This is a genomic window from Novosphingobium sediminicola (assembly GCF_014196525.1).
In the GTDB taxonomy this organism is placed as follows: Bacteria; Pseudomonadota; Alphaproteobacteria; order Sphingomonadales; family Sphingomonadaceae; genus Novosphingobium; species Novosphingobium sediminicola.
On sequence record NZ_JACIDX010000009.1, the window covers coordinates 222,516 to 244,357 of the forward strand.

19 protein-coding genes are annotated in these 21,842 nt (G+C 62.0%); 13 read left to right on the forward strand and 6 right to left on the reverse strand.

All coding sequences use genetic code 11. The features are described from left to right. Nucleotides 1-8 precede the first annotated feature (8 nt). Together GGR38_RS13205 and GGR38_RS13210 are read right to left on the reverse strand one after the other, a co-directional pair. A complete protein-coding gene (locus GGR38_RS13205; protein ID WP_425497058.1) occupies nucleotides 9-1,871 on the reverse strand; it encodes an AsmA family protein in 1,863 nt (620 codons plus the stop codon). Nucleotides 1,872-1,967: 96 nt separating this feature from the next. Continuing rightward, nucleotides 1,968-2,507 (reverse strand): hemerythrin domain-containing protein, encoded by a 540-nt coding sequence (locus GGR38_RS13210; protein ID WP_183626243.1) that lies wholly within the window; start codon nucleotides 2,505-2,507, stop codon nucleotides 1,968-1,970. Between the two features lie 334 nt (nucleotides 2,508-2,841). Between GGR38_RS13210 and GGR38_RS13215 the strand changes: the two genes are divergently transcribed. After that, complete coding sequence (locus GGR38_RS13215; protein ID WP_183626245.1) at nucleotides 2,842-3,933, forward strand: PAS domain S-box protein; 1,092 nt, start codon at nucleotides 2,842-2,844, stop codon at nucleotides 3,931-3,933. A 37-nt stretch (nucleotides 3,934-3,970) separates the two neighbouring features. Here the strand turns inward: GGR38_RS13215 and GGR38_RS13220 are convergent, their stop codons facing one another. Next, nucleotides 3,971-5,281: an ABC1 kinase family protein gene (locus GGR38_RS13220; protein ID WP_183626247.1), complete on the reverse strand. Its 1,311-nt coding sequence runs from the start codon at nucleotides 5,279-5,281 to the stop codon at nucleotides 3,971-3,973. Between the two features lie 169 nt (nucleotides 5,282-5,450). Between GGR38_RS13220 and GGR38_RS13225 the strand changes: the two genes are divergently transcribed. Together GGR38_RS13225 and GGR38_RS13230 are read left to right on the forward strand one after the other, a co-directional pair. Beyond that, nucleotides 5,451-5,897, forward strand: coding sequence for a DUF3429 domain-containing protein (locus tag GGR38_RS13225; RefSeq protein ID WP_246404622.1), 447 nt, complete (start codon nucleotides 5,451-5,453; stop codon nucleotides 5,895-5,897). A gap of 318 nt (nucleotides 5,898-6,215) precedes the next feature. Continuing rightward, the gene (locus tag GGR38_RS13230) at nucleotides 6,216-8,564 is read left to right on the forward strand and encodes a TonB-dependent receptor (protein WP_183626250.1); all 2,349 of its coding nucleotides are present in this window, start codon (nucleotides 6,216-6,218) and stop codon (nucleotides 8,562-8,564) included. A 290-nt stretch (nucleotides 8,565-8,854) separates the two neighbouring features. Here GGR38_RS13230 and GGR38_RS13235 read toward each other — a convergent pair whose 3' ends face one another. Next, a complete protein-coding gene (locus GGR38_RS13235; RefSeq protein ID WP_183626252.1) occupies nucleotides 8,855-9,604 on the reverse strand; it encodes a dienelactone hydrolase family protein in 750 nt (249 codons plus the stop codon). A 342-nt stretch (nucleotides 9,605-9,946) separates the two neighbouring features. Between GGR38_RS13235 and GGR38_RS13240 the strand changes: the two genes are divergently transcribed. The 6 genes from GGR38_RS13240 to eutC all read left to right on the forward strand — a co-directional run bounded on the left by GGR38_RS13240 (nucleotide 9,947) and on the right by eutC (nucleotide 15,161). Continuing rightward, nucleotides 9,947-10,912 (forward strand): AraC family transcriptional regulator, encoded by a 966-nt coding sequence (locus GGR38_RS13240; protein WP_183626254.1) that lies wholly within the window; start codon nucleotides 9,947-9,949, stop codon nucleotides 10,910-10,912. Nucleotides 10,913-11,002: 90 nt separating this feature from the next. After that, nucleotides 11,003-12,025 (forward strand): aromatic ring-hydroxylating oxygenase subunit alpha, encoded by a 1,023-nt coding sequence (locus GGR38_RS13245; protein WP_183626256.1) that lies wholly within the window; start codon nucleotides 11,003-11,005, stop codon nucleotides 12,023-12,025. 155 nt (nucleotides 12,026-12,180) lie between these two features. Then, on the forward strand, nucleotides 12,181-12,531 hold the full coding sequence (locus GGR38_RS13250; protein WP_221227099.1) for a LacI family DNA-binding transcriptional regulator: 351 nt from the start codon (nucleotides 12,181-12,183) through the stop codon (nucleotides 12,529-12,531). Beyond that, the gene (locus GGR38_RS13255; protein WP_183626260.1) at nucleotides 12,528-12,695 is read left to right on the forward strand and encodes a hypothetical protein; all 168 of its coding nucleotides are present in this window, start codon (nucleotides 12,528-12,530) and stop codon (nucleotides 12,693-12,695) included. Before GGR38_RS13250 ends, GGR38_RS13255 begins: the two co-directional genes overlap by 4 nt. Before the next feature lie 317 nt (nucleotides 12,696-13,012). Then, nucleotides 13,013-14,413, forward strand: a complete 1,401-nt coding sequence (locus GGR38_RS13260; protein ID WP_246404624.1) for an ethanolamine ammonia-lyase subunit EutB — start codon at nucleotides 13,013-13,015, stop codon at nucleotides 14,411-14,413. Then, nucleotides 14,406-15,161: an ethanolamine ammonia-lyase subunit EutC gene (gene eutC / locus GGR38_RS13265; RefSeq protein ID WP_183626262.1), complete on the forward strand. Its 756-nt coding sequence runs from the start codon at nucleotides 14,406-14,408 to the stop codon at nucleotides 15,159-15,161. Before GGR38_RS13260 ends, eutC begins: the two co-directional genes overlap by 8 nt. Before the next feature lie 18 nt (nucleotides 15,162-15,179). Here the strand turns inward: eutC and GGR38_RS13270 are convergent, their stop codons facing one another. Beyond that, nucleotides 15,180-16,349, reverse strand: coding sequence for an MFS transporter (locus tag GGR38_RS13270; protein WP_183626264.1), 1,170 nt, complete (start codon nucleotides 16,347-16,349; stop codon nucleotides 15,180-15,182). A gap of 95 nt (nucleotides 16,350-16,444) precedes the next feature. Here GGR38_RS13270 and GGR38_RS13275 point away from each other — a divergent pair, with 95 nt between their 5' ends. From GGR38_RS13275 to GGR38_RS13290, 4 genes are all read left to right on the forward strand, one after another. Beyond that, the gene (locus tag GGR38_RS13275) at nucleotides 16,445-16,933 is read left to right on the forward strand and encodes a MarR family winged helix-turn-helix transcriptional regulator (protein ID WP_183626266.1); all 489 of its coding nucleotides are present in this window, start codon (nucleotides 16,445-16,447) and stop codon (nucleotides 16,931-16,933) included. A gap of 419 nt (nucleotides 16,934-17,352) precedes the next feature. Further along, entirely contained in the window at nucleotides 17,353-18,636 is a 1,284-nt protein-coding gene (locus tag GGR38_RS13280) for a CmpA/NrtA family ABC transporter substrate-binding protein (protein WP_183626268.1), read from the forward strand. Nucleotides 18,637-18,648: 12 nt separating this feature from the next. Then, the gene (ntrB, locus tag GGR38_RS13285; RefSeq protein ID WP_183626270.1) at nucleotides 18,649-19,587 is read left to right on the forward strand and encodes a nitrate ABC transporter permease; all 939 of its coding nucleotides are present in this window, start codon (nucleotides 18,649-18,651) and stop codon (nucleotides 19,585-19,587) included. Nucleotides 19,588-19,598: 11 nt separating this feature from the next. After that, nucleotides 19,599-20,399: an ABC transporter ATP-binding protein gene (locus GGR38_RS13290; RefSeq protein WP_183626272.1), complete on the forward strand. Its 801-nt coding sequence runs from the start codon at nucleotides 19,599-19,601 to the stop codon at nucleotides 20,397-20,399. A gap of 39 nt (nucleotides 20,400-20,438) precedes the next feature. On the opposite strand, the gene eat is transcribed toward GGR38_RS13290, so the two are convergent. Then, nucleotides 20,439-21,815 carry an ethanolamine permease gene (gene eat, locus GGR38_RS13295; RefSeq protein WP_183626274.1) on the reverse strand — a complete coding sequence of 459 codons (1,377 nt, stop codon included), beginning with the start codon at nucleotides 21,813-21,815 and terminating at the stop codon, nucleotides 20,439-20,441. Nucleotides 21,816-21,842: the final 27 nt, after the last annotated feature.

The window sequence follows — 21,842 nt, forward strand, 5'->3', positions numbered from 1 at the left end:
CGATACGGCTAACGCATGGCCTGACGTTCCAACGCGTTGCAATCGGCATCCTGCGCCAGAGGTTCCTGACGCCCGGCAATGGCGGAGGCCAGCATATTGATCACCCCGCCCACCGTCTTAGTCCTTGGGGGAACATCGATGTCAGGCGCCTTGATCGTGCCGCCCAGACCCACCTGTCCGGGCAGGCGCAGCAGCGAGGGCTTTTTCGGCGCCCCCTTGAGCGACAGCATCAGCCTTTCATTGCGCAGATCGATGCTGCCCCAGGCCTGCGTCAGCGCGCGCGAGGAATCGATGAGGACCGGCGCGGGGCGGGCCATGCCGCCTTTGATGTCGAGCCGCGCCACCACACAGCGCAGATTGTCCGTCTCATCCCTGCCCATGGTCAGGCCTCGCCCGACATCCTGCCCCAGCAAGGCGGCGGTGCGCGCCGGAATCTGCCCATCGCGGCCGACAAGGGCGAGCACGCCATGGCCCGCGCCAAAGGCATCGGCCAGCGTATGGCCATAACCGGTGATCGCCAGACGCCCGATCAGGCTGCCGTCGATCTGCGCGCGGGGGAAAAAGTCGAGCAGGCGCGCCCCGCGCAAGGTCAGGCTCAGGTCGAGCCTGGGATCGGGCCTGCTGGTGTCGGTCTGGTCAATCCGCATGGTGCCCTCCATACTGCCCCGCGTCATGCCCACGCGCAGGGCGCTGATCTCCAGTCGGCTGCGCTCCAGCGACACATGGGCTGTCATGCTGCGAAACGGACTCTGGCCGGACCAGAGCAGATGATCCACCCGCAGATCGAGCGCCCCATCGGTGCGGCGCACATGGGTCAGATCAATGGCCGAGCCGGGCAGGATGCGCGGGCCGAGACGGGCCTTGATCGCAGCCGCGCGCCTTTTGCCTTCGTTTGAGGAGAGATCGTCAAAGTCGAAATGATTGGCCCACAGCGCGCCCGTGATCCGGCTTCGGCCCTCGCGCTTCACGATCGTTGCATGGCCCGCAATGTCCGATCGGCCGATCGTGCCGCGCAGGTCATCTATCGTCCAGTCGGGAATGCTGCGCCGGATGCGGGCGGCCAGCCTGACGGGTTGGGTGCCGGGCAAACCGGCCTCAATGATGGCATCGAGCAATCTAAGATCATCGGCATGCGCGCGCGCCTGACCTTGCAGGTGCCCCAGATCCAGCGGCGATGGCATGGAGCCATCGAGCGCAAAGCCGACCGCGCGCCCTTCGATGGCGACGCGGAAAGGCCATGGAGCGTTTGCCCGCCCGTCGACAATGGCGGCCCCGCGGCCAGTGATGCGCACGCTGCTGCCAAGGATCAGCCCGCCCCCATCGATCCTCAGGCCGCTGGCATCGGAGGCCACCGCCACGTCCAGCGAGCGATCCCGCTTTCTGTCGAGATAGCGCAGGCGGCTTTCAGCAACACGAAGCATCAGCAGACGTCCGCCGGAGCCGAAGCCGCTCCTTTCCGCGCTACCGTCGTCGCTCCAGTTCTTGCGCCCCTGCGCCGTGCGGTAGAATTGCAGGTTCGCGCCCCGCACTTCGACCCGCTCGACCGCGTCACGCCCGGTCAACAGCCCCCATACCGAAAAGGACAGGTCAATCTGAGCAATGCGCGCCAGATCGGCCAAAGAGGGTTCAACCCATGCCGGTTGAGGCATGCGCACCACGCGCAGGCGGATGCGCGGATGGAATGACATAGTGTCGAGCCGCTCCATCGACCCGATACTGACCGCGCGACCGATGCTTTGGCTCAATCGATGCTCTACGGTCCCTTTCAGCATGGCCCAAGGGAAAGCAGCCAGTCCGACAAGAGCGGCCAAAACGAGCAGGCATAAAACGGCGGCCAGATATCGAAATCGGAAGCGGCGAGATTTGGCCACCGCGCTGATTTCCGCAAGCGCGTCCTCGAAAGTACCCGCTTGAGCGGCCAGAAAGCGCCGAAGGCCAAAGCCTTCCGTCATAGGAACGCGCGACCTTCAGTTGGGCCGCGCCCGAGCCATCAGCTCTGCCTTGCGCTCGGCCATTTGCGCGCCCAACGCCTTGAGATCGACCTTGGCCTCGCGTGCTTCGGGAAACATCTCGGTTTCCTCTTCCTCGACATGATGCGCAATATATTCGCCCAGCACCGTCACCTTTGCGTCAAACAGCCGCTCTCCCGCCTTCATCGCCCGGATTTCCGCAATCAGTTGCTTGGCGCTGGCATGTTCCACCTCGGCTTCGTCGAGCATGTCATCGTCATCGATGGCCTTGCGAATGGCAGGATAGAATACCTCTTCCTCAATCTGCGTATGCACGGTCAGAGCAAGGCAGATCTGTTCAGCCATCGCCTGCTTTTTCGCATCCTCCTCCAGCGACTCGTACTCCTTGAACCAGGCCTTGACCTGCCTGTGGTCATCCTTGAGCAGCTTGATCGCATCAGCCGGTTTTGCCGCCGCGCGGGCGTTTCTGCGCCCGGCTTTCGAACCCGCCTTGGTCTTGCTTGAACGGGCGGAGGTGCTAGCTTGGGTCGTGGTCATCAGTCTCTCCATTACCTTGCCCGCAAGAGCGCGGGGATAGACGATGAAAGATTCCAATGCAGACAAGGTGCCGATGGAGATGTAATTTTTGTCGCGACTTCGCCACGCCTCGCCCAAGCCCTATAAATTCTGCGGCTTCAATATTGTATGACTTATGTTGGTCGATTGTGGTATGAAGACTTTCGGCCATTCTGCTATCCTCAGCAAAGGATAAATTTCTCGACCGGGGCCATGAGTCGATCCACCGGCCTCCTTTCGTCCCGAATGAAGCGCTTTTTGTTTATAAACAGCTATTTCATTGGTTCGGGCCGCTGATTAGAATTGCTCAGGAGAATTGGATGGAATTCTCAGGGTTAAAGTGAAGGATAAACCGGTGCGCACTTTCGCTGAGGCAGAGCCGATGCCCCCTCTCGGCCATAGTGATGCACTTGCCGACAGCGCGGAGCTGTTTCGTGAGACGTTTGAGCGCGCCAATATCGGTATGGCTCACGTCTCGCTCGACGGCAGCTTCCTTCGCGCCAATCGATCTTTATGCCGCTTGCTTGGGCGCGATCAGGCCGAGCTGGCCTGCATCAGGTTTCAGGACATCACCCATCCCGACGACCTTGACACTGATATGCACCTGCTGCGCGAGGTGTTGGCGGGGATACGCGAAACCTACACGATGGAAAAACGCTACATCCGGCCCGATGGAACGATTATCTGGGCCGATCTGAGCGTGTCCCTGTTGCGGAATGCCCAAGGCCATCCCGTCAATTTCATTTCCGTCGTCAATGATATTCATGCTCGCAAACAGGCACAGGAACTGGTGCAACTGGTTCTATCCGAGGCCAATCACCGCGTAAAAAACCTGCTCTCGGTGGTCAGCGCGATTGTCACAAGCAGCGCACGCGGCGCGGACTCCGCCCAAGAACTCGAAGCAGCGATCAGTGGTCGGATCAGAGCGATGGCCGCCTCGCATGATTTGCTGACGGGCAAATCGGAAAACGGCGGCCAGCTTACCCAACTGGTTCGCCGACAGCTTGAGATTTTCACCGATCTTGCCGTCGCGCGGATAAAAATCGAGGGGCCGGACATCCAGCTTACCCCTGCTGCCATCCATGCCTTTGGCATGGTCCTGCATGAACTGTCGACAAACGCCTGCAAATATGGGGCGCTGTCCAATGAAACCGGCAATGTGCTGATTTCATGGCGGATAGATCCGAGCGCGCAAACGCTGCATTTTGACTGGCATGAATCGGGCGGACCGCCCGTGCACACGCCGCAGCGGCAAGGGTTCGGTGCCCGAGCCCTGCAACGAATGTTGTCCGGCTCTCTGGGGGGCAGCTCCTCCTATTTGCTTGCCGAGCCGGGCGCCAAATTCGAAGCGGTCGTGCCCGTCGAAGGCGTCGTCACGCTTTGCCCGGATCAGGCAGAATACCCATAAACCACGCCTTCAAGGTTCAAGGCCATGGGTATTCGGCCTAGGATCCCATTGCCGCTTCGACCATCTGGCGCAGCGGCAATTGTGCTTGCAGCTTCACAGCCAGCAGCGCGGTTCCGCTCACCTTGCGCTGAACGAACAGCGTGGAGGCAGGCGGCACATGCCATGTGGCGCGGTCGCGCAATATCCCTTGGCCCAGATGGCGCATATGGCCCACAAAGCTGCGATCGGCAAAATCGAACAAGCCGGGACGGTTGAGATGCGCGATCATGAAGTCAACCATCTGGTCCAGCACCAGACGATGCTTTTCGCTCATGGCCCGGCCAACAAAGCCCCCCTCAATCAGCGCGGCGATCAATGCATCGCGATCACCGGCCAGCCCCGCCCCAAACAGCCGCCGATAGGCAGTCCGGGTTTCCGGCAGAACAGCGCGCGCCGCCCCGAAATCGAGCAGGACGATACGTCCGGTCTGCGCCTGCCAGCGATAGTTGGCGAAATTGGGGTCCGTCTGCATCGCATCAAAGGCAAACAGTTCGTTCAACACCAGATCGAACAGCGCTGCCATGGCGGCGTTGCGCTGCGCGCCGGAAGCCTGCGTCAATGTTTCGATTGGCGTTCCGGCAATATAGTCCATGACCAGTACATGCTGGCCCGAAAGCTCTGCAACCGGGGCGGGGACAATGAAACGCGCGTCCCCGGCCAACTGCTCACCATACCGGCCCATTTGCTCGGCCTCGCGCCGATAGTCGGCTTCCTCATGCAATTGCAATTTGGCCTCGGCCAGCAATGGTGCGACATCCAGCCCATCAGGCAGCAATCCCGAAAGACGCAACAAGGTTGCGACATTATCGATATCGGCATCTATGCTGGCCGCAACACCGGGATATTGCACCTTTACCGCCACCTCGCGCCCATCATGCAAAGTCGCGCGATGCACCTGACCGATTGACGCCGCTGCCAGAGGTCGCGGATCAAAGCGGGCAAACTGCCCACGCCAATCGCGACCCCATTGGGCGACAAGCACCCGGTTTAGCTGGCCCGGCGGCATAGTGTCTCCGGCCTCGCGCAAGCGGGCAAGGATGGTGGCCAGTTCGGGCGGCAGCAGATCTCCAGCATCAAGAGAAAGCATTTGCCCCAGCTTCATCGCCGCGCCGCGCAGCCGCGAAAGCTGATCGGCGGTGCGCAAGGCATTGGCCGGGGTCAAGAGCATGTCACTCAGGGACGGACGCTCTCCCTGCGCCAGTCGGCGCACGCCCTCGGCCAAAGCGCCGCCCACCACGCCGCCGGCCAGTTGCCCCAGACCGGCCAGACGAGCCAGCCTGCCGCTGGGCACCGTGCGCGACCGGCTCATGCATCAACCCCGCGCCGGGGCGGCCGTTTAACCAAAGAAATGATTTCCATGACGGTTATATGGGGCTGGACCTGTGAAACGGCCAGATGGCTCGTAGGGCACGTCGCACCATAAACACACCCCAAGGGCCATCTTGCAGCGGCGCGGTCGATGCGTGCATCAGCCGTTCATGAGCCGCCCTTCTTTGCCTCCGTCCCTCACCATGCTGGGTCTTGCCGGTATCGCACCTCAAGCGATCTGTGTGTTGGCGGCCTTGTTTGTGCCCGACTGGCGATGGTTCGCAATTGCGGCGGGCTGCTGCTACGCGGCGGTGATCCTGTCCTTTCTGGGCGGCATGTGGTGGATGGCCGCGCTGATCGGCAACAGGCGCGACAGTGTCAGCTTTCTTGTCGCAGTCATGCCCAGCCTGATCGGTTGGGGCGCCATGCTGCCATGGTGCTTTGGCTGGCGCTGGCCGGGGCCTTCGTTGCTGGTGCTGGCGGCCTGCCTGCCGGCTAGCCCGCTGGTCGATTACAAACTCAAGGCTTGCGCGCAGTTGCCCCTCGCCTGGCTGCGCCTGAGGGTGGTCATGGCCGGAGGGCTGGGATTGACCACGCTTGCGCTGGCCTTGATCTAAGCCCCATCGGTTCCGGCACGGCCTGATCAGGCCTCTGTTGCCGACACTATCCATCACGAGGTGCACAATCTCAGAACGCGGCTTTGGGTCAAAACCTGCAAGAAGCTGAGCGCCGACTTTCCCTTCCCTGCAACCGGGGTGATAGGCCGCGCAAGCCTCGTTCCGGCCGAATAACAAGCCCGAAGCTCCGATGCAGTAGGCGCCCCTGCGTTGAATACGGGGGCCATTGATTTTTGCCTACGCGATCGATAAGCGCGATCTTACTATATCCTATGAGATATAGAAATCTTGCCTAAAGGCTCAGGGGGCATTCAATTGATGTTTCGCACGTTCAAACCTGCGCTGCTTGCCGGCGCCTCGGCTGCTCTGTGGGCGATGCCTGCCATGGCCGATGATGCCCTGCCCAATTCCCCCGATGACATCACCGTCACCGCCCGCCGTCGCGCCGAACTGGCGCAGGATGTGCCTCTGGCCCTTTCGGTGGTGAGCGCGGACCTGCTGAACGCCACACGCTCGGTCAATCTGCAACAGGTCTCCACGCTGGTCCCCTCGCTCAATTATTCCAGCGCCAATCCGCGCAACACCGCCTTTACCATTCGCGGCCTCGGCTCAAGCGTGGTGTCGGTCAGCCAGGCCAATGACGGGCTGGAGCCGGGCGTGGGCTTCTATGTGGACGAGGTCTATCACGCCCGCCCGGCCACGGCGGCGTTCGATTTCACCGACATTGACCATATCGAAGTGCTGCGCGGGCCGCAGGGCACGGTTTTCGGCAAGAACACCACGGCGGGCGCGATCTCCATCATCACCAAAAAGCCCAGCTTCACCTTTGGCGCCGAGGCCGAGGCCAGCTATGGCCAGCAGAACTTCCGCCAGTTGAAGGGGGCGATCACCGGCCCTCTGGTGGCCGATCTGGCCGCCTTCCGCGTGTCGGGCTCGCTGACCAAGCGCGACGGGGTAATCTGGAACCAGCGCTATGGCACATGGCAGAACGCGATCGACAATGCCGCGCTGCGCGGGCAAATCCTGCTGACCCCGGCCAGCAACCTGTCGATCCGACTGATCGGCGACTGGGCCAGTTTCAAGGGCGAGTGCTGCACGCAGGTCTATGTCCGCGTGGCCCCCACATTGAAACCCGCCGCCCAGCAATATGCCGCGCTGGCCGCCGGGCTGGGCTATTCGGTGCCCTCAACCAATCCCTACGCCCGCGTGACCGATATTGACGCGGGCGTGGGCGTCAACACGCAGGAAGGCGGCGCCAGCGCGATTGCCGAGCTGAAAAGCGGACCTTTCGCCATCACCTCGGTCACAGCTTGGCGTTTCTGGGACTGGGACGCGGCCAATGACCGCGACTATACCGGCGTTCCGGTGCAAATAACCCAGCATATCCCCAGCCGTCAGGATCAGGTCAGCCAGGAAATCCGCTTCAGCAACGCCGATCCGGGCAAGATCGATTATGTCGGCGGCCTCTATTACTTCCACCAGAAGATCGTGGGCCACCCGATCAGCATCTATGGCGCGCAGGCGGCTTATTGGCTGCTGCCAGCCGGGCGCCCGTCCAACCTGCTCGAAGGCTATGGTCAGGATGGCACCACCGATTTCCATTCGGATTCGCTGGCGGTGTTTGGCGAGGCGACGTGGCATATCACGCCCCGTCTGGCCCTCACCGGGGGCCTGCGCGAGACGTGGGAAACCAAGCATGGCACCTATAACACCAATGTCAGCGGGGGCCTTGCCACCACCACGGCTTCGCTGATTACCGACAAGAATTCGATTCTGCGCGCGCAATATTGCACGGCCTCGGTGTCGGAAGAAGGTCTGTCGGGCCGCATCAATCTGGCATGGAAGGCCACGCGCAACCTGCAAATCTATATCAACGGAGCCAGCGGTCAGAAATCGGGCGGGATCAACATGTCGGGCCTGCCGGTCTATCCGGCGGGCGTGAGCGGCCATGGCAGCGGCGATCCGATCCTGTCCACCGCCGTCATCCGCCCGGAACGCAATTTCACATGGGAGGCCGGCATCAAGAGCCAGTGGCTGGGCGGGCGAGCCACACTCAATCTGGCGGCCTATTCCACCGTGGTGCATGATTTTCAGGCCAATGTGGTCGATAATGCCGCCGTTGTCGCGCTGCGCTCCTATCTGGCCAATATTCCGCGCGTGACGGTGCGCGGGGTGGAGGCCGATGCGAACCTTCAGGTCGCGCCGTGGTTCACCCTGCGCGGCTCTCTGGCCTATGCCGATGGGCGCTATGCCTCCTATCCGGCGGGGCCATGCCCGATCGAGTTGACCGGGTCGGCCACCGCATCCTGCGATCTCACCGGAAAATCGCTGCCCGGATTGCCCAAATGGACCGGATCGCTGGGCGGCGAGGTGACGCATGATCTGGGCGCCAGCCAGCTTTACGCCCGCGCCGACGCCACCTTCCGCTCAATGGTCTATGGCGAGGCGACCGACAGCGCCTATACGACCATCGCGGGCTATACGCTGGTCAATGCCTCGGCCGGGGTGCGGATTAATCCCCGGCTCAGCATCGAAGTCTTTGCCCGCAATCTGACCAAGGCCAATTACCTGCAAAATGTCACGGTTCAGGCGGGCAACAGCGGCCTTATCGTCGGCACGCCCAGCGATCCGCGCATGTTCGGCGTGACCCTGCGCGCAAAAGCCTGATCATGCCTCGAAGGCATTCGACACCATAACGCCTCCGACATACCGCCATCAACAACCAGATCAACGCCATTGATAAAGCCGGCCTCATCGCTCGCCGGAAACAGCAAGGCCCCGCTTTCTGCGATGATCTTTTGCAACCGGTCAAGATCAGCCGGTTAGCAGAAGACATTGCCCGTCATCTGCCCGGCTCCCTGCCCCATGCCTCAGGCGCAAATCGGGGCACATTGGCACTCCTCCAACGCCAATGATCCCGCCATCGTCTGGGCGGCGCTCAGGAGTGAGCGCCCCCATCAACCTCGCGCAAATGCTCGATGGTAGAGCGCCAAAGTCCATGCGATTCCCTGAAAGAACAGGGCAGGATCGTAGCGCGGCCCCTCGTCCCGCAGGAATGCGTGCTGGGCGTTGACTTCATGCCATTCATAGGTCGCACCCACCGCCTCAAGGCGGTCGCGAATGGCCATGCGCCCGGCATAAGGGACGTGAGGGTCCTGTCGCCCCCAGACGAACATCGTCTCGGCCTTCAGTTCGGCCATGCGCGCAAGACTGTCATCCGAGCGGCCAAGGCCCAGAGAGCCGGAATGAATATCGGTCGGATAAAAACAGGCCGCTGCCGACACACGCGGGTCAAGCGCTGCGCGATAGGCAAGGTGCCCCCCAAGGCAAACGCCAAAAGTCGCTACTCTGCCGTCGCAGGCGGGATGGTCGATAAGAGCGCTCAGCCCTGCCTTTGCATCAGCATCATAACCCGCCAGCGGTTTGAGATATTTCAGCTCATTGCCGCGGTCCGTCCCCGCCGGATCATATTCGAGTACCGTACCGGCAGGCTCGAACTCGTGATACACTTCCGGCACGGCGACGACATAGCCATGCCCAGCCAGAATGGCCGCCAGCCTGCGGATGGGATTGGTAACCTGATAGATCTCCGAGAACAGCATCACGCCCGGAAATCGGCCTTCGATCGCAGGGCGAAACAGATGCATCCGCATCGCCCCGCCGCCGGGCACCAGCACATCCAGTTTCTCATCACTACGCAGGATCATGTCATCGTCCTTTGCAAGGGCAGGGTTTGGGCTCCCCATACCCCTTCTTCGAATAAAGGCCATGGCATAACGCGGCGCGGCGCGGCCAGCCCATTTTCGCGCTTTGACAGCTATGATCAGAACAGGCAGCATTCTGCGCCAGCCGGAGTAATGTTCGAACCGGGGGAGAGGCCCGAGCAAACAGCATAACCCTGGAGTTCGGGCCAAATCCGGCGGCCCCAAGATCGCACCTTATTGACCTATGTGATCCCCGATATAGGGTATCGGGGCGAGGCATTGAACGCTCCTGCCAAACCTATCTCTTTCACGGATGTCGACAGGCTTTAATTGAATCGGATTGCCATGGATCTGCTGGGTAATGTGCTGCTCTCGACAAAGGTTTTGGCCAATTCGATCGGAATTTTCGAATTTGGCGGCGAATGGGGCTTTAGCCTGAACGAGGCCGCCCCTGATTTCGCATGCAGCCTGACCATTCTGGAAGGGCGTTGCTGGTTCAAGGCCGAAGGACATGAAGGCGTGTGGCTGTCGGCCGGAGATACGGCCATTATCGTCAGAGGCACCCCTCACAGCATGGCATCCTCACCCCGTGCACCGATAGGGCCGCTGCTCGATCTGCTTGCGCCGCATGGGGCAGATCGGTTTGGTCCATCCACGCGCCGCGACGCGCCCATCCATATCCGATCCGGCGATGGCGAAACGCATACAAGGATGCTGTCGCTCGCCTATTTCCTTCGCGAACCGGAACAGAATCCGGTCCTCTCCGAACTCCCGTCATCCTTTGTTCTGCACAAAGAAACCCATGCGATTTTCCCTTGGCTGACAAGCATCTCAACCTATCTGGCCGGGGCGGAATGCACCCAGCTTCCCGGCTATGTCGCAACCGCCTCGCATCTGGCCGACCTCTTGTTCACCAGCTTTCTGCGCGCGCGCATCACAAGCCATGCCTCAACCGCCAGCGGATGGCTCAGAGGCCTGTCTGACGGTCGCATCGGACGGGTAATGTCGCGCCTTCACGCCGATCCGCTGGCCAAGTGGACCGTCGCGGATATGGCAAAGGAAGCCAATATGGCGCGCTCCACCTTTGCGCGCAACTTTACGAAGCTGCTGGCGCAATCGCCTTTGGATTACCTGCTGGGCATTCGCCTCGGCCTTGCCCGCGATCGTATGTTGAGCGACCGGATGCCGATCGCGCAACTGGCCGAACTTGCCGGTTACCAGTCCGAACGGGCGTTTCGCACGGCCTTTGCCCAGCGTTACGGCGCGTCGCCGCGAGCCTATCTGGCCGCGCATGTGTCAACGACTGATTGAGAGTATTGAGCCGAATATTGACACTAAAAGGCATAGAACATCCCCTCCACGCTGCCTATCTCAGCCCCAACGATACAAGGGAGAGGGTGCTTGGGCTTTCTGGAAAACGCATGGTATCTGGCGGCATGGTCCCGCGAGATTGATGGCGAAGCGCTGCTATCGCGCACCATTCTGGAACAGCGGATCGTCTTCTACCGCGATGACGATCAGGCGATCCACGCGCTGGCGGATCGTTGCAGCCATCGCTTCGTCCCTCTCAGCATGGGGCAGCGCCGGGGAGACAGGCTGCAATGTCCCTATCATGGACTGACTTTCGGGCCCGATGGGCATTGCTTGCATAATCCTCATGGCGATGGGCGCATCCCCCCCAATGCGCCCATCCGCTCCTATCGGGTCGAGGAGCGGGGCCTGATGGTCTGGGTGTGGATGGGTCATACCGATAGGGCAGACCCGGCGCTCATTCCCGACTATGCGATATTGTCCGAAGCACCGGCAAGCGCGCAGATGCAAGGCTATCTGCATGTCGAGGCGAATTACCAGTTGCTGTCGGACAACATCATGGATCTGAGCCATGTCGATTATCTTCACGCCGATACGCTGGGCGGCGGCTCCATCTCGCGCTCGACCGCCAAAGTGTCCGAAGATGAGCGGCAGGTGACAATCACCTGGCAGGTGGAATCCGACACCGTGCCCCCCGCCTTTGCCCGCGAAATGCCCGATCCATCCGCCCCCGCCAGACAGGTCACGCAGGTCGTCTGGTCCGCCCCCAGCGCCATGCAACTGACCATCCGGATCGACGGGCCTGACGGGGCCGCCATCAGTACGAATGCCTTTCACATCATGACCCCCGAAGGCCCCGCAACCACGCATTACTTCTTCGCCAATTGCCGCGAATTTCGCAAGGATGATGCGGATTACAATGCGATGGTCGCACAATTGGTGACGCGGGTTTTTACCGAGGAAGACAAGCCCATGGTCGAGGCTCAGCAAAAAGCGATTGGCACCGCCGAACTCATGGATCTGCGGCCCCTGGTGCTCGCCCCCGATGCCGGTGCAATCCGGGCCCGGCGCAAATTGGGCGCCATGATCCGGGCCGAGCAGCCCGACGGCTGACGCGAAGCGGTGAAGCAGGCAAGCGGAACCAGATACAGCAAGACCCGCGCATATCGGCAGTTGGCTGGTCCGGCTTTGGCAAAATCGTATCGCGCAGCAGGCTTCAAGATGTTAGGGCCACCCCCATGCCGCCGCAGGAGCCCCGAAAAGAACGCGTGACCATTGCCGCCGTGGCCAGACACGCCGGGGTATCCACCATGACCGTGTCCAATGTGTTCAACGGCAAGGGCAAATTGGCCGAGGCAACGCGCGAAAGGGTGATGCAGGCAATCGAGGCGCTGGGCTATAGGCCCGATCCCATGGGGCTGCGCCTGAAGGGAGCGGCGATTGCGCGCATCGGCTTCATCCATTTCGATGTGGAGAGCATGTTCATCAGCGGCGCCATTGCCGCCATTACCGTGGCGGCGGCCGAGCGGGGACTGCAACTGCTGATCCGGCGATCAAAGGCGGTATCGCGGCAGGAAGCGCTGGCTCTGGCCGGGGAGCTGGTGCGGGCCGGGGCATGATGGGCCTGTGCAAGCTGAGCGGGCGGATTTCCTATCCGATTTATGTCACCCATTTCCCCTTCCTTTACGTCTGGATGAACTACGTCATCAACGAGCACCCTTCCGATGAGCGGATGCTGGGGATCCGTCTGCTGCTGGTGCCTTTCCTGGTCGTCGTGGCCTGACCGTCGCTGGTGTTGTGGGATGAACCGCTGCGGGCGCGGCTGCGGGAATGGCTGGGCCGGCGTTGATCCAAGACGCCGATTTCTCGATTGCCAGGACCTGTGTGGCGCCGGCCGAGGAGGGGCAGGTTGAAGCCATCTGCGATGTGTTTGTAGGCGATGATTCCACCGCATCGCTCAAGGACATTTCGACCTGCGTAATGGAAAACAGGGCCTGACAAGGGGGCCCCATTCCGGCATCATCGGCATGTTATCTTTACGGATTGGCAGCCCGCCTCTCGATAAGTCCCATATTGCCGGTCAATGCAGGGAGATCCAATTTGAGCGCCTATCGCATTGATCTGGCCGGAACGCGCTATCGCTTTGACAGCCTTGCCGAAGTCATGGCCTGCGCGTCGCCGGCGCGCTCCGGCGATGAACTGGCGGGCATCGCGGCGGGCAGTGCGCAGCAGCGGGTGGCCGCGCGCTGGCTGCTGGCCGACCTGCCGCTGGTCCTGTTTCTCGAAGATCAACTGGTGCCATACGAGCGCGATGAGGTGACAAGGCTGATCATCGACAGCCATGACCGCGCCGGTTTTGCTCCGATTGCCCACCTCACGGTTGGTGGTTTTCGCGAATGGCTGCTCGACGATGCCACCGACGGAGCGGCCCTCGCCTCGGCCGCAGGCGGGATCACGCCGGAAATGGCGGCGGCAGTGTCCAAGCTGATGCGCAATCAGGATCTGGTCATTGCCGCGCGCAAGATCGAAAATGTTACCCGCTTTCGCAACACGATCGGCCTGCGCGGGCGGCTTTCCACCCGGCTTCAGCCCAATCACCCGACTGACGATCCCCAAGGCGTGGCAGCCTCCATTCTCGATGGTCTGCTGATGGGATCGGGCGATGCGGTGATCGGCATCAATCCGGCCACCGACGATCTGCCCACCATCGCCCGCCTGCTCACCCTGCTCGACGATCTGCGGATGGGGATGGACATGCCGACCCAGACCTGCGTGCTGACGCATGTGACCAATACGCTGGCGCTGATCGGGGCGGGGGCGCCGGTCGATCTGTGCTTTCAGTCGATTGCCGGGACGCAGACGGCCAATCGCGGCTTTGGCATTTCGCTGGCGCTGCTGGATGAAGCCCATGACGCAACACAGGCATTGGCGCGCGGCACGGTGGGGCAGAATGTGATGTATTTCGAAACGGGTCAGGGATCGTGCCTGTCATCGAACGCGCATCATGGCGTGGATCAGCAGACGCTGGAATGTCGGGCCTATGCGGTGGCGCGACGCTATTGCCCCCTGCTCGTCAATTCGGTGGTGGGCTTTATCGGGCCGGAATATCTCTATGATGGCAAACAGATCCTGCGCGCCGCGCTGGAAGATCATTTCTGCGGCAAATTGCTGGGCCTGCCGATGGGGCTGGACATTTGCTATACCAACCATGCCGAAGCCGATCAGGATGATATGGACACGATCGCCACCATGCTTGGCGTGGCCGGGGTCAGCTTTATCATGGGCGTGCCGGGGGCCGACGATGTGATGCTGGGTTATCAATCGACCAGTTTCCACGATGCGCTCTATCTGCGCTCGGTGTTGGGGCTGGCGCCTGCGCCTGAATTTGCCGCATGGCTGGAAAGGATGGGATTGACCGATCCGGGCGGGAAACTGCTGCGCGGCGATCCGTTCCTGGCCTCGGTGCGGAGCGTGCCGGCGCTGGGAGGACTTTGTGGCTGATCGGCCGGATATAGCGCCTTTGCGTCAGAGACTGCGCGCTTTCACCAATGCCCGCGTCGCCATCGGCCGGGTCGGATCTTCGGTGCCGACCGCCGCCATGCTGGAATTTCAACTGGCCCATGCGCGGGCGCGTGATGCGGTGTATGATGCGCTGACGCCCGGCGCGGTGGAGCAGGGGCTGGCAGGCTGGCCCACGATCAGCGTTCACAGCGCTGCTCCCGACCGCGCGACCTATCTGCTGCGCCCGGATCTGGGACGGCGATTGCGGCCCGAGGATGCCGCGCGTTTGCAGGTCGAACAGGCGCAATTGGCCATCGTGATCGCCGATGGATTGTCGGCCACCGCCACTATGGCGCATGGCGCTGCGCTGGCACGGGCGATGGTCGAGCGGCTTAGGCATGACTGGCGGATCGGGCCGATGGTCATCGCCCATCAGGCCCGCGTGGCGCTGGGCGACGAGATCGGCGAGGCGATGGGCGCCGAAATGGTGGTCGTGCTGATCGGCGAAAGGCCCGGCCTGTCCGCCGCCGACAGCCTGAGCGCCTATCTCACCTGGGCGCCCCGGCGCGGCAGGCTGGACAGTGAGCGCAACTGCATTTCCAATATCCGCCCGCCCCATGGCTGGTCGATTGCCGATGCGGCCGACGAAATCGTCCGCATCCTGTCGCGCGCGCGCGCAGCGCGATGCACGGGGGTAGCGCTGGCGGGCGGAGAGGCTCTGACGGCGGGAGAAGGCCCCGCATATTGAATGCCTGCGCCACATTGATCAGGCGGAAGGCCCGATGCGGTCGCCTGGCCGCAGGCCCATGGCGATCAGCCCCAGAACAAGGCTAAGCAGCGCCATCAGCCACCAGACGGGGGCAAGGTCGGCCAAATTCTGGCGCAGAAACCCCGCCAGCAGCGGCAGCATCGCGGCCAGAACATAGCCCCCGCCCTGCACGAAAGCAGCGACGGCGGCAGCCTCGTCCGGCCCTTCGCCATGGTCCATCGCCACGATCAGCGAGAGCGGGAACAACGCGCCGATGCCCAGTCCGGCCAGCACCACCGCCGGCCATGCCAGCCCCAGCGGCGCCAGAGCCAGACACAGCATCCCCAGCAAGAGCGCGGCAATCGCACAGAAAAGCGCCGGGCGGCGATCATGCGCGCGGTCGATCCAGAAGGACACGGCCAGCCCCGCCATCACTTCGGCAAAGGTCACCGCCCCCAGCAGCCCGCCCGCCCCTTGCGCGGACCAGCCCAATCGCGTGTAAAACGGCGGCAGCCAAGCCAGAACCAGCGTGTAGGCGCCCGTTCCCAGCCCGAAAAACGCCAGCAGCAACCAGGCACGCAGCGAACGGGAAAGGTGCAGCCTCGATGACGCGCGGGATATTGCCGCCGCCCTTGGTTCCGCCACGCCGCGCCATGCCAGCAATCCGGCCAGAGCAGGCCCCGCCCATAGGCCCAGCGCCACCGGCCATCCCCAAGCCTGCGCCAACCACGGCCCGGCCATCCCGGACATCAGCGCCCCGCCCATAATCGCGGTCGAATAAAGCCCCATCAGACCCGCAGTGCGCCGCCCGCCGCGATGACGGATAACCGCAGGCATCAGGGCCTGAACCAAGGCGATGCCCATGCCGCTGGACAGCGCCGTGGCCAACAGGACATTCGCCATGGGCCACAGGCCGCGCGCCGCATCACTGATCAGAATGAGGGCCAACCCCAAGGCAATCCCACCCCGCTCGCCCAACAGGGCACGCATCCGCCCCGCGCCCAACAGGATCGCCCCCATCAAGGCGACCGGCAGCGTGGTGAGCAGGCTGGCCCCAGTGTCCGACAGGCCGGTATCCTGTTGCAGCCTGTCGAGCAGCGGGCCGATAACCGCCATGGAGGGACGCAGATTGATCCCGACAAGCAGGATCGCGGCCGGAAATATCCAGCCGGGGCGGGAACGGGTCATGACGGGCTCCTTTGCGCAGGCCTTGCAGGGCGCGCATGGGTTCGATATATCTCGGTGTAGAGATATTTATCTCGACGTCAAGATAGGTGATCGCCATGGATCGTGCCCAGAAAGCCGCCGACCAATGGGCCCGCGAAAGGCCCGATCTCGATACGGACGCCATGGTGTTGCTGGGCCGTCTGGGCGAGGCCGCGCTGGTCATCGCGCGCGACCGGCTCAATCCGGTCTTTGCCGGTTTTGGCCTGCAACCGGGCGAGTTCGACGTGCTGGCCACCCTGCGCCGCAGCGGCGCGCCCTATGCCCTGACCCCGACCGACCTGTATGAGGCCGCCATGATTTCATCGGGCAGCATGACCAACCGGATCGACCGACTGGAAAAGGCCGGGTTTGTGACCCGCCAGCCCAATCCGGCCGATAAACGCGGCACGCTGGTCGCGCTGACCGCCGAAGGACTGGCGCTGATAGATCGGGCGGTGGGCACCCATGTCGCCAACCAGCAGGCGGCACTGGCCGTCCTGGAGGACGGAGAAAGGGAGCAGCTCTCGCGCTTGCTGGAAAAGCTGTTGGCAGGGCAACAGGGGTGATCGCGCAGGGCGCGGCGGAAGCAATTGAAGCGAATACAAAACCCGCAAATGACGGACCTCAACCGCGCACCACCGTCCGCGCATGTGTACGCCAAATGACGTAATTCCTATGCTGCACTGCAATAGATACTTGCGGAATCGCCCAATACAGAATTAATTTTGACTCGCATTTCGGGAATCATCCAAGGACGGGTCTTTCCAAAAAAACGGAATAGCAGCAGTTTTGTGGCAATGGCGCCGCCCGATCTATTTCCAGAATGGAAATCAGATCGAGGCGGTTTTTTGCGTTTTTGGGTCTATTGGCGCTGAAATCCTGCAAAAGCGGCGATTTCGGCGACGATAAATTGCGCCCGCAACGCCCTACCTCGTCAAAACTGGCTGAATAAAGACTGGATCGTGCAAACAAGGGGAACGGGACAATGGCAAAAGACGATGACTTCACCACTCTCAGCCGCCGCCGCCTGCTCAAGACCGGGGCCGGTCTGGCCGCCGCCGCGGCCGGCGAAACGCTTTTTGCCGGCAAGGCCATGGCTGCAGCAGGCCCGCCCGAAGTCAAGGGCGCCAAGCTGGGCTTCATCGCGCTGACCGATGCCGCACCGCTGATCGTGGCCAAGGAGCTGGGCCTGTTTGCGAAATATGGCATGCCCGATGTGACACTGGCCAAGCAGGCAAGTTGGGGTGCAACGCGCGACAATCTGGTGCTGGGCGGCGGGGGCGGCGGCATTGATGGCGCACATCTGCTGACCCCCATGGCCTATTTCCTGACGCTGGGAGTTCAGGCCAAGGCCACGCCGATCAGCATCCTTGCCCGTCTGAACGTCAATGGTCAGGGCATCAGCGTGGACAAGGCCTATATGGCCGCCAAGGCCGATATCAACGCCGCCAAGATGAAGGGCGTGATCGCGAGCAAGAAGGCGGGCGGCAAGAAGATCACCATGGCCATGACCTTCCCCGGCGGCACGCATGACCTGTGGATCCGCTATTGGCTGGCCGCGGGCGGGATCGATCCGGACAAGGACATTGACCTGATCACCGTGCCGCCGCCGCAGATGGTGGCCAACATGAAGGCCGACACGATGGACGCCTTTTGCGTGGGCGAACCGTGGAATGCGCAATTGGTCGATCAGAAGCTGGGCTATACCGCCGTTTCGACCGGCCAGATGTGGATGAACCACCCGGAAAAGAGCTTTTCGATGCGCAGCGATTGGGTGGCCGCGCATCCCAACGCCGCCATCGCCATCACCGCCGCGATCATCGAAGCGCAGAAATGGGCCGATAATCCCGCCAATATCAGCCGTCTGGCCATGATGATCTCGGGCCGCGACTATCTCAAGGTTCCGGTGGGCGACATTGCCAGCCGCCTTCAGGGCAATTTCGATTTCGGCGACGGGCGCATGCAGGGCAACGCGCCCTATAAGATGAAGTTCTTCGCCAATAACGCCTCCTTCCCCTTCAAGAGCCACGACATGTGGTTCCTGACCGAGGAGCAGCGCTGGGGCAAATTGCCGATGAACCTGAACAAGGGCGCGGCCATCGCCAAGGTCAACCGGGCCGACATCTGGCGCGCGGCCGCCGCCAAGGTGGGCGGGGTTCCTGTGCCGCCTTCGGACAGCCGGGGCGTCGAAAAATTCTTCGACGGCAAGACCTTCGATCCCGGCCACCCGGAAGCCTATCTCAAAAGCCTCGCCATCAAGCGCGTTTAAGGGAGACAGTCCATGGCCAGCAAGCTCGACATAGCTAGCCCCTCGCCCGTTTCTACAACGGGCGAGGCGGTGATCCTGCCTTATCCCGAAACAGCCATTGCCCGCAGGTTCTTTCCACCCATGCCAAAGCCCACCCATCCCCTCGCAGTCGCCGCGCAGAAATTCGCCTCGGCGGTGCTGCCCACGGGTTTCATGCTGGCGTTCCTGCTGGCCTTCTGGACGCTGGCCTGTGGGCCGGACTCGGCGCTGCCCAGCCCATCCAAAGTCTGGGCGGAATCGCATGAAGTCATCATGCATCCGCTCAAAGGCGTGGAATTCCACGGTCTGATCCCCGACATTCAGGATGGCGGCGATGTGGGCATTGGCGCGCATATTATGAAATCGCTGGGTCGCGTGCTGAAAGGCTATACGCTGGCCGCCATTGTCGGCGTCGCGCTGGGCATGTTGGTGGGCACCAACAAATATGCCTTCCGCGCGCTCGACCCGCTGTTTCAGGTGTTGCGCACCGTGCCGCCGCTGGCATGGCTGCCGATCAGCCTTGCGATTTTCCAGCAGGCCCAGCCATCGGCCATCTTCCTCATCTTCATCACGGCGATCTGGCCGATCATTATGAACACCGCCGTCGGCGTTCAGAACATCCCCCAGCAATATCGCAACGTGGCCAAGGTGCTGGCGCTCAACCCGATGGAATATTTCGTGCGCATCGTGCTGCCCGCCTGCGTGCCGCACATGTTCACGGGCCTGCGCATCGGCGTTGGCATGAGCTGGCTGGCCATTGTGGCCGCCGAGATGGTTCAGGGCGGCACCGGCATCGGCTTCTTCATCTGGGACAGCTATAACAGCTCGCTCCTTTCGGACACGATCGTCGCGCTGGTCTGGATCGGCATGGTCGGTTTCGCGCTGGACCGCATCGTTGGCGCCATTGGCCGCCTGATTGCCCGCAACGGATAAGGATCACACCCATGAAGCAACGTTCCTATCTCGCGCTTGAAGGCGTGAGCGTTGAATTCCCCACCAAGAACGGCCTGTTCTGCGCGCTCGACCGCATCGACCTGAACATCGAAAAGGGCCAGTTCGTGGCGCTGATCGGCCATTCGGGCTGCGGCAAATCCACCCTGCTCAATGCCGTGGCCGGGTTGAACAGGCCGACGCGGGGGGTGATCTTTCTTGACGGCGATGTGATCGACCGCCCCGGCCCGGATCGCGCCGTGGTGTTTCAGGACCATTCGCTGCTGCCCTGGCTGACAGTGGAGGAGAATGTCGCTCTGGCTGTATCCAAGACCGCCAATGGCAAGAGCAAGGCCGAGCAGAAGGATTGGGTGCAGCACAATCTGGAACTGGTTCAGATGGGCCATGCCGCCAAGAAGCGCCCCGGCGAGATCAGCGGCGGCATGAAGCAGCGTGTCGGCATCGCCCGCGCCATTGCCATGCAGCCGCGCGTGTTGCTGATGGACGAGCCGTTTGGCGCGCTCGACGCCCTCACCCGCGCCGCCTTGCAGGATGTGGTGATGGAGCTTCAGGCGCGGCTCAACAACACCGTGCTGATGATTACCCATGATGTGGACGAGGCCGTGCTCTTGTCAGACCGCGTGGTGATGATGACCAACGGCCCGGCCGCGCGCATCGGTCAGGATCTTGCGGTCGATCTGCCCCGCCCGCGTGATCGGCTCAGCGTTATCGACCTGCCCAATTACGCCCATGCGCGCAGCGAAATCATCCACTTCCTGCACGAACGCTATCGCAACCCCGCGCAGGCGGCCTGAAGCAAGCCTCATCGCAGCCTGATGGTGCGCAAGACACCATCAGGCTGCCTGCGAAGATCCCGCAGAAATCCGGGCATGGCGGTGGCGAAACCGGACCGAGCCGGAAACCCCTACGACCATGATCGCGACAAAGATGGCGAAGATGACCGGGTTAAAAATGACCATCGAGATCGTCGCAATCAATGCCAATATCAAAGCGATTGCGGGCAGAAACGGGTATAGAGGCGCGCGATAGGGCCGCTCCATCGCGGGGTGGCTGCGGCGCAGGCGAAACAGGCTGGCCATGCTCATGATATAGATCGTCAGCGCTCCAAAGGCCGCCACCGTCACGATGCCCGCGGTCAACGAGGACCCGCCGACGGTGATCAGATTGTCGCTGAAGATGGCGGCGATGCCCACAAATCCGCCCGCCATAACGGCAATATGCGGCGTGCGGAAACGCGGATGAAGCCGCGCAAAATAATGCGGCAGATAGCCCGCCCGGCCCAAAGCAAAGATCTGCCGCGAATAGCCCATGATGATGCCGTGAAACGAGGCGATGAGCCCGAACAGGCCCAGCCAGACCAGCATATGCAGCCATGAGCTGGATTGCCCGACAACGCGGATCATCGCCTGCGGCAAAGGATCATTTAGATTGGACAGGCTGCGCCAATCGCCCGATCCGCCCGCAAACAGCATGACACCAAAGGCCAGCAGCGTGAGCGTGACGATGCCGGTGATATAGGCAATCGGAATAGTTCGATGCGGATCGCGCGCTTCTTCGGCCGCCATGGCCACGCCCTCGATGGCCAAAAAAAACCAGATGGCAAACGGCGCCGCAGCCACAATGCCAAACAGCGAAGTGGCGGCAAAGCTGCTCTGTCCAGCCCATCCTGCGGCTGCAAAATGGCGCCATTCAAAGGCAGGCGCGACCACGCCCATGAACACCAGCAATTCACCCACGGCCAGCAAGGTGATGACCAGTTCAAAGGTTGCAGCGATCCGTACGCCGACAATATTGAGAGCCATAAACACGACATAAGCCCCCAGCGCGGCCAGTTTGGGCGGAATTGCGGGGAATTGCACATTGAGATAGGCGCCGATCGCCAGCGCAATGGCGGGCGGCGCAAAGACGAATTCGATCAGCGTGGCCATCCCCGCAACCGTCCCGGCCAAGGGGCCGAACGCCTCACGACTATAGGCAAAGGGACCGCCCGAATGCGGAATGGCGGTGGTCAGTTCGGTGAAGCTGAAAATGAAGGCCACATACATGGCGGCGATGAAGATCGTCGTTACCAGAAAGCCAAGTGTTCCGGCTGTTGCCCAGCCATAGCTCCAGCCGAAATATTCACCCGATATCACCAGCCCAACGGCAATGCCCCATAATTGAAAACTGCCCAGACTCTTCGCAAGCGTCACGTCCCCTTGTTGTTTCATGATCAGACCCCGTGCTCAGCGGAATTG

Bases quoted from the DNA above. Each gene is read 5' to 3' on its own strand.
- GGR38_RS13290 (WP_183626272.1), top strand. From the start codon at position 19,599: ATGAAGCAACGTTCCTATCTCGCGCTTGAAGGCGTGAGCGTTGAATTC.
- ntrB (WP_183626270.1), top strand. From the start codon at position 18,649: ATGGCCAGCAAGCTCGACATAGCTAGCCCCTCGCCCGTTTCTACAACG.
- eat (WP_183626274.1), bottom strand. From the start codon at position 21,815: ATGAAACAACAAGGGGACGTGACGCTTGCGAAGAGTCTGGGCAGTTTT.
- GGR38_RS13275 (WP_183626266.1), top strand. From the start codon at position 16,445: ATGGATCGTGCCCAGAAAGCCGCCGACCAATGGGCCCGCGAAAGGCCC.
- GGR38_RS13240 (WP_183626254.1), top strand. From the start codon at position 9,947: ATGGATCTGCTGGGTAATGTGCTGCTCTCGACAAAGGTTTTGGCCAAT.
- GGR38_RS13255 (WP_183626260.1), top strand. From the start codon at position 12,528: ATGATGGGCCTGTGCAAGCTGAGCGGGCGGATTTCCTATCCGATTTAT.
- GGR38_RS13225 (WP_246404622.1), top strand. From the start codon at position 5,451: ATGAGCCGCCCTTCTTTGCCTCCGTCCCTCACCATGCTGGGTCTTGCC.
- GGR38_RS13280 (WP_183626268.1), top strand. From the start codon at position 17,353: ATGGCAAAAGACGATGACTTCACCACTCTCAGCCGCCGCCGCCTGCTC.
- GGR38_RS13230 (WP_183626250.1), top strand. From the start codon at position 6,216: ATGTTTCGCACGTTCAAACCTGCGCTGCTTGCCGGCGCCTCGGCTGCT.
- GGR38_RS13210 (WP_183626243.1), bottom strand. From the start codon at position 2,507: ATGACCACGACCCAAGCTAGCACCTCCGCCCGTTCAAGCAAGACCAAG.
- GGR38_RS13235 (WP_183626252.1), bottom strand. From the start codon at position 9,604: ATGATCCTGCGTAGTGATGAGAAACTGGATGTGCTGGTGCCCGGCGGC.
- GGR38_RS13270 (WP_183626264.1), bottom strand. From the start codon at position 16,349: ATGACCCGTTCCCGCCCCGGCTGGATATTTCCGGCCGCGATCCTGCTT.
- GGR38_RS13220 (WP_183626247.1), bottom strand. From the start codon at position 5,281: ATGAGCCGGTCGCGCACGGTGCCCAGCGGCAGGCTGGCTCGTCTGGCC.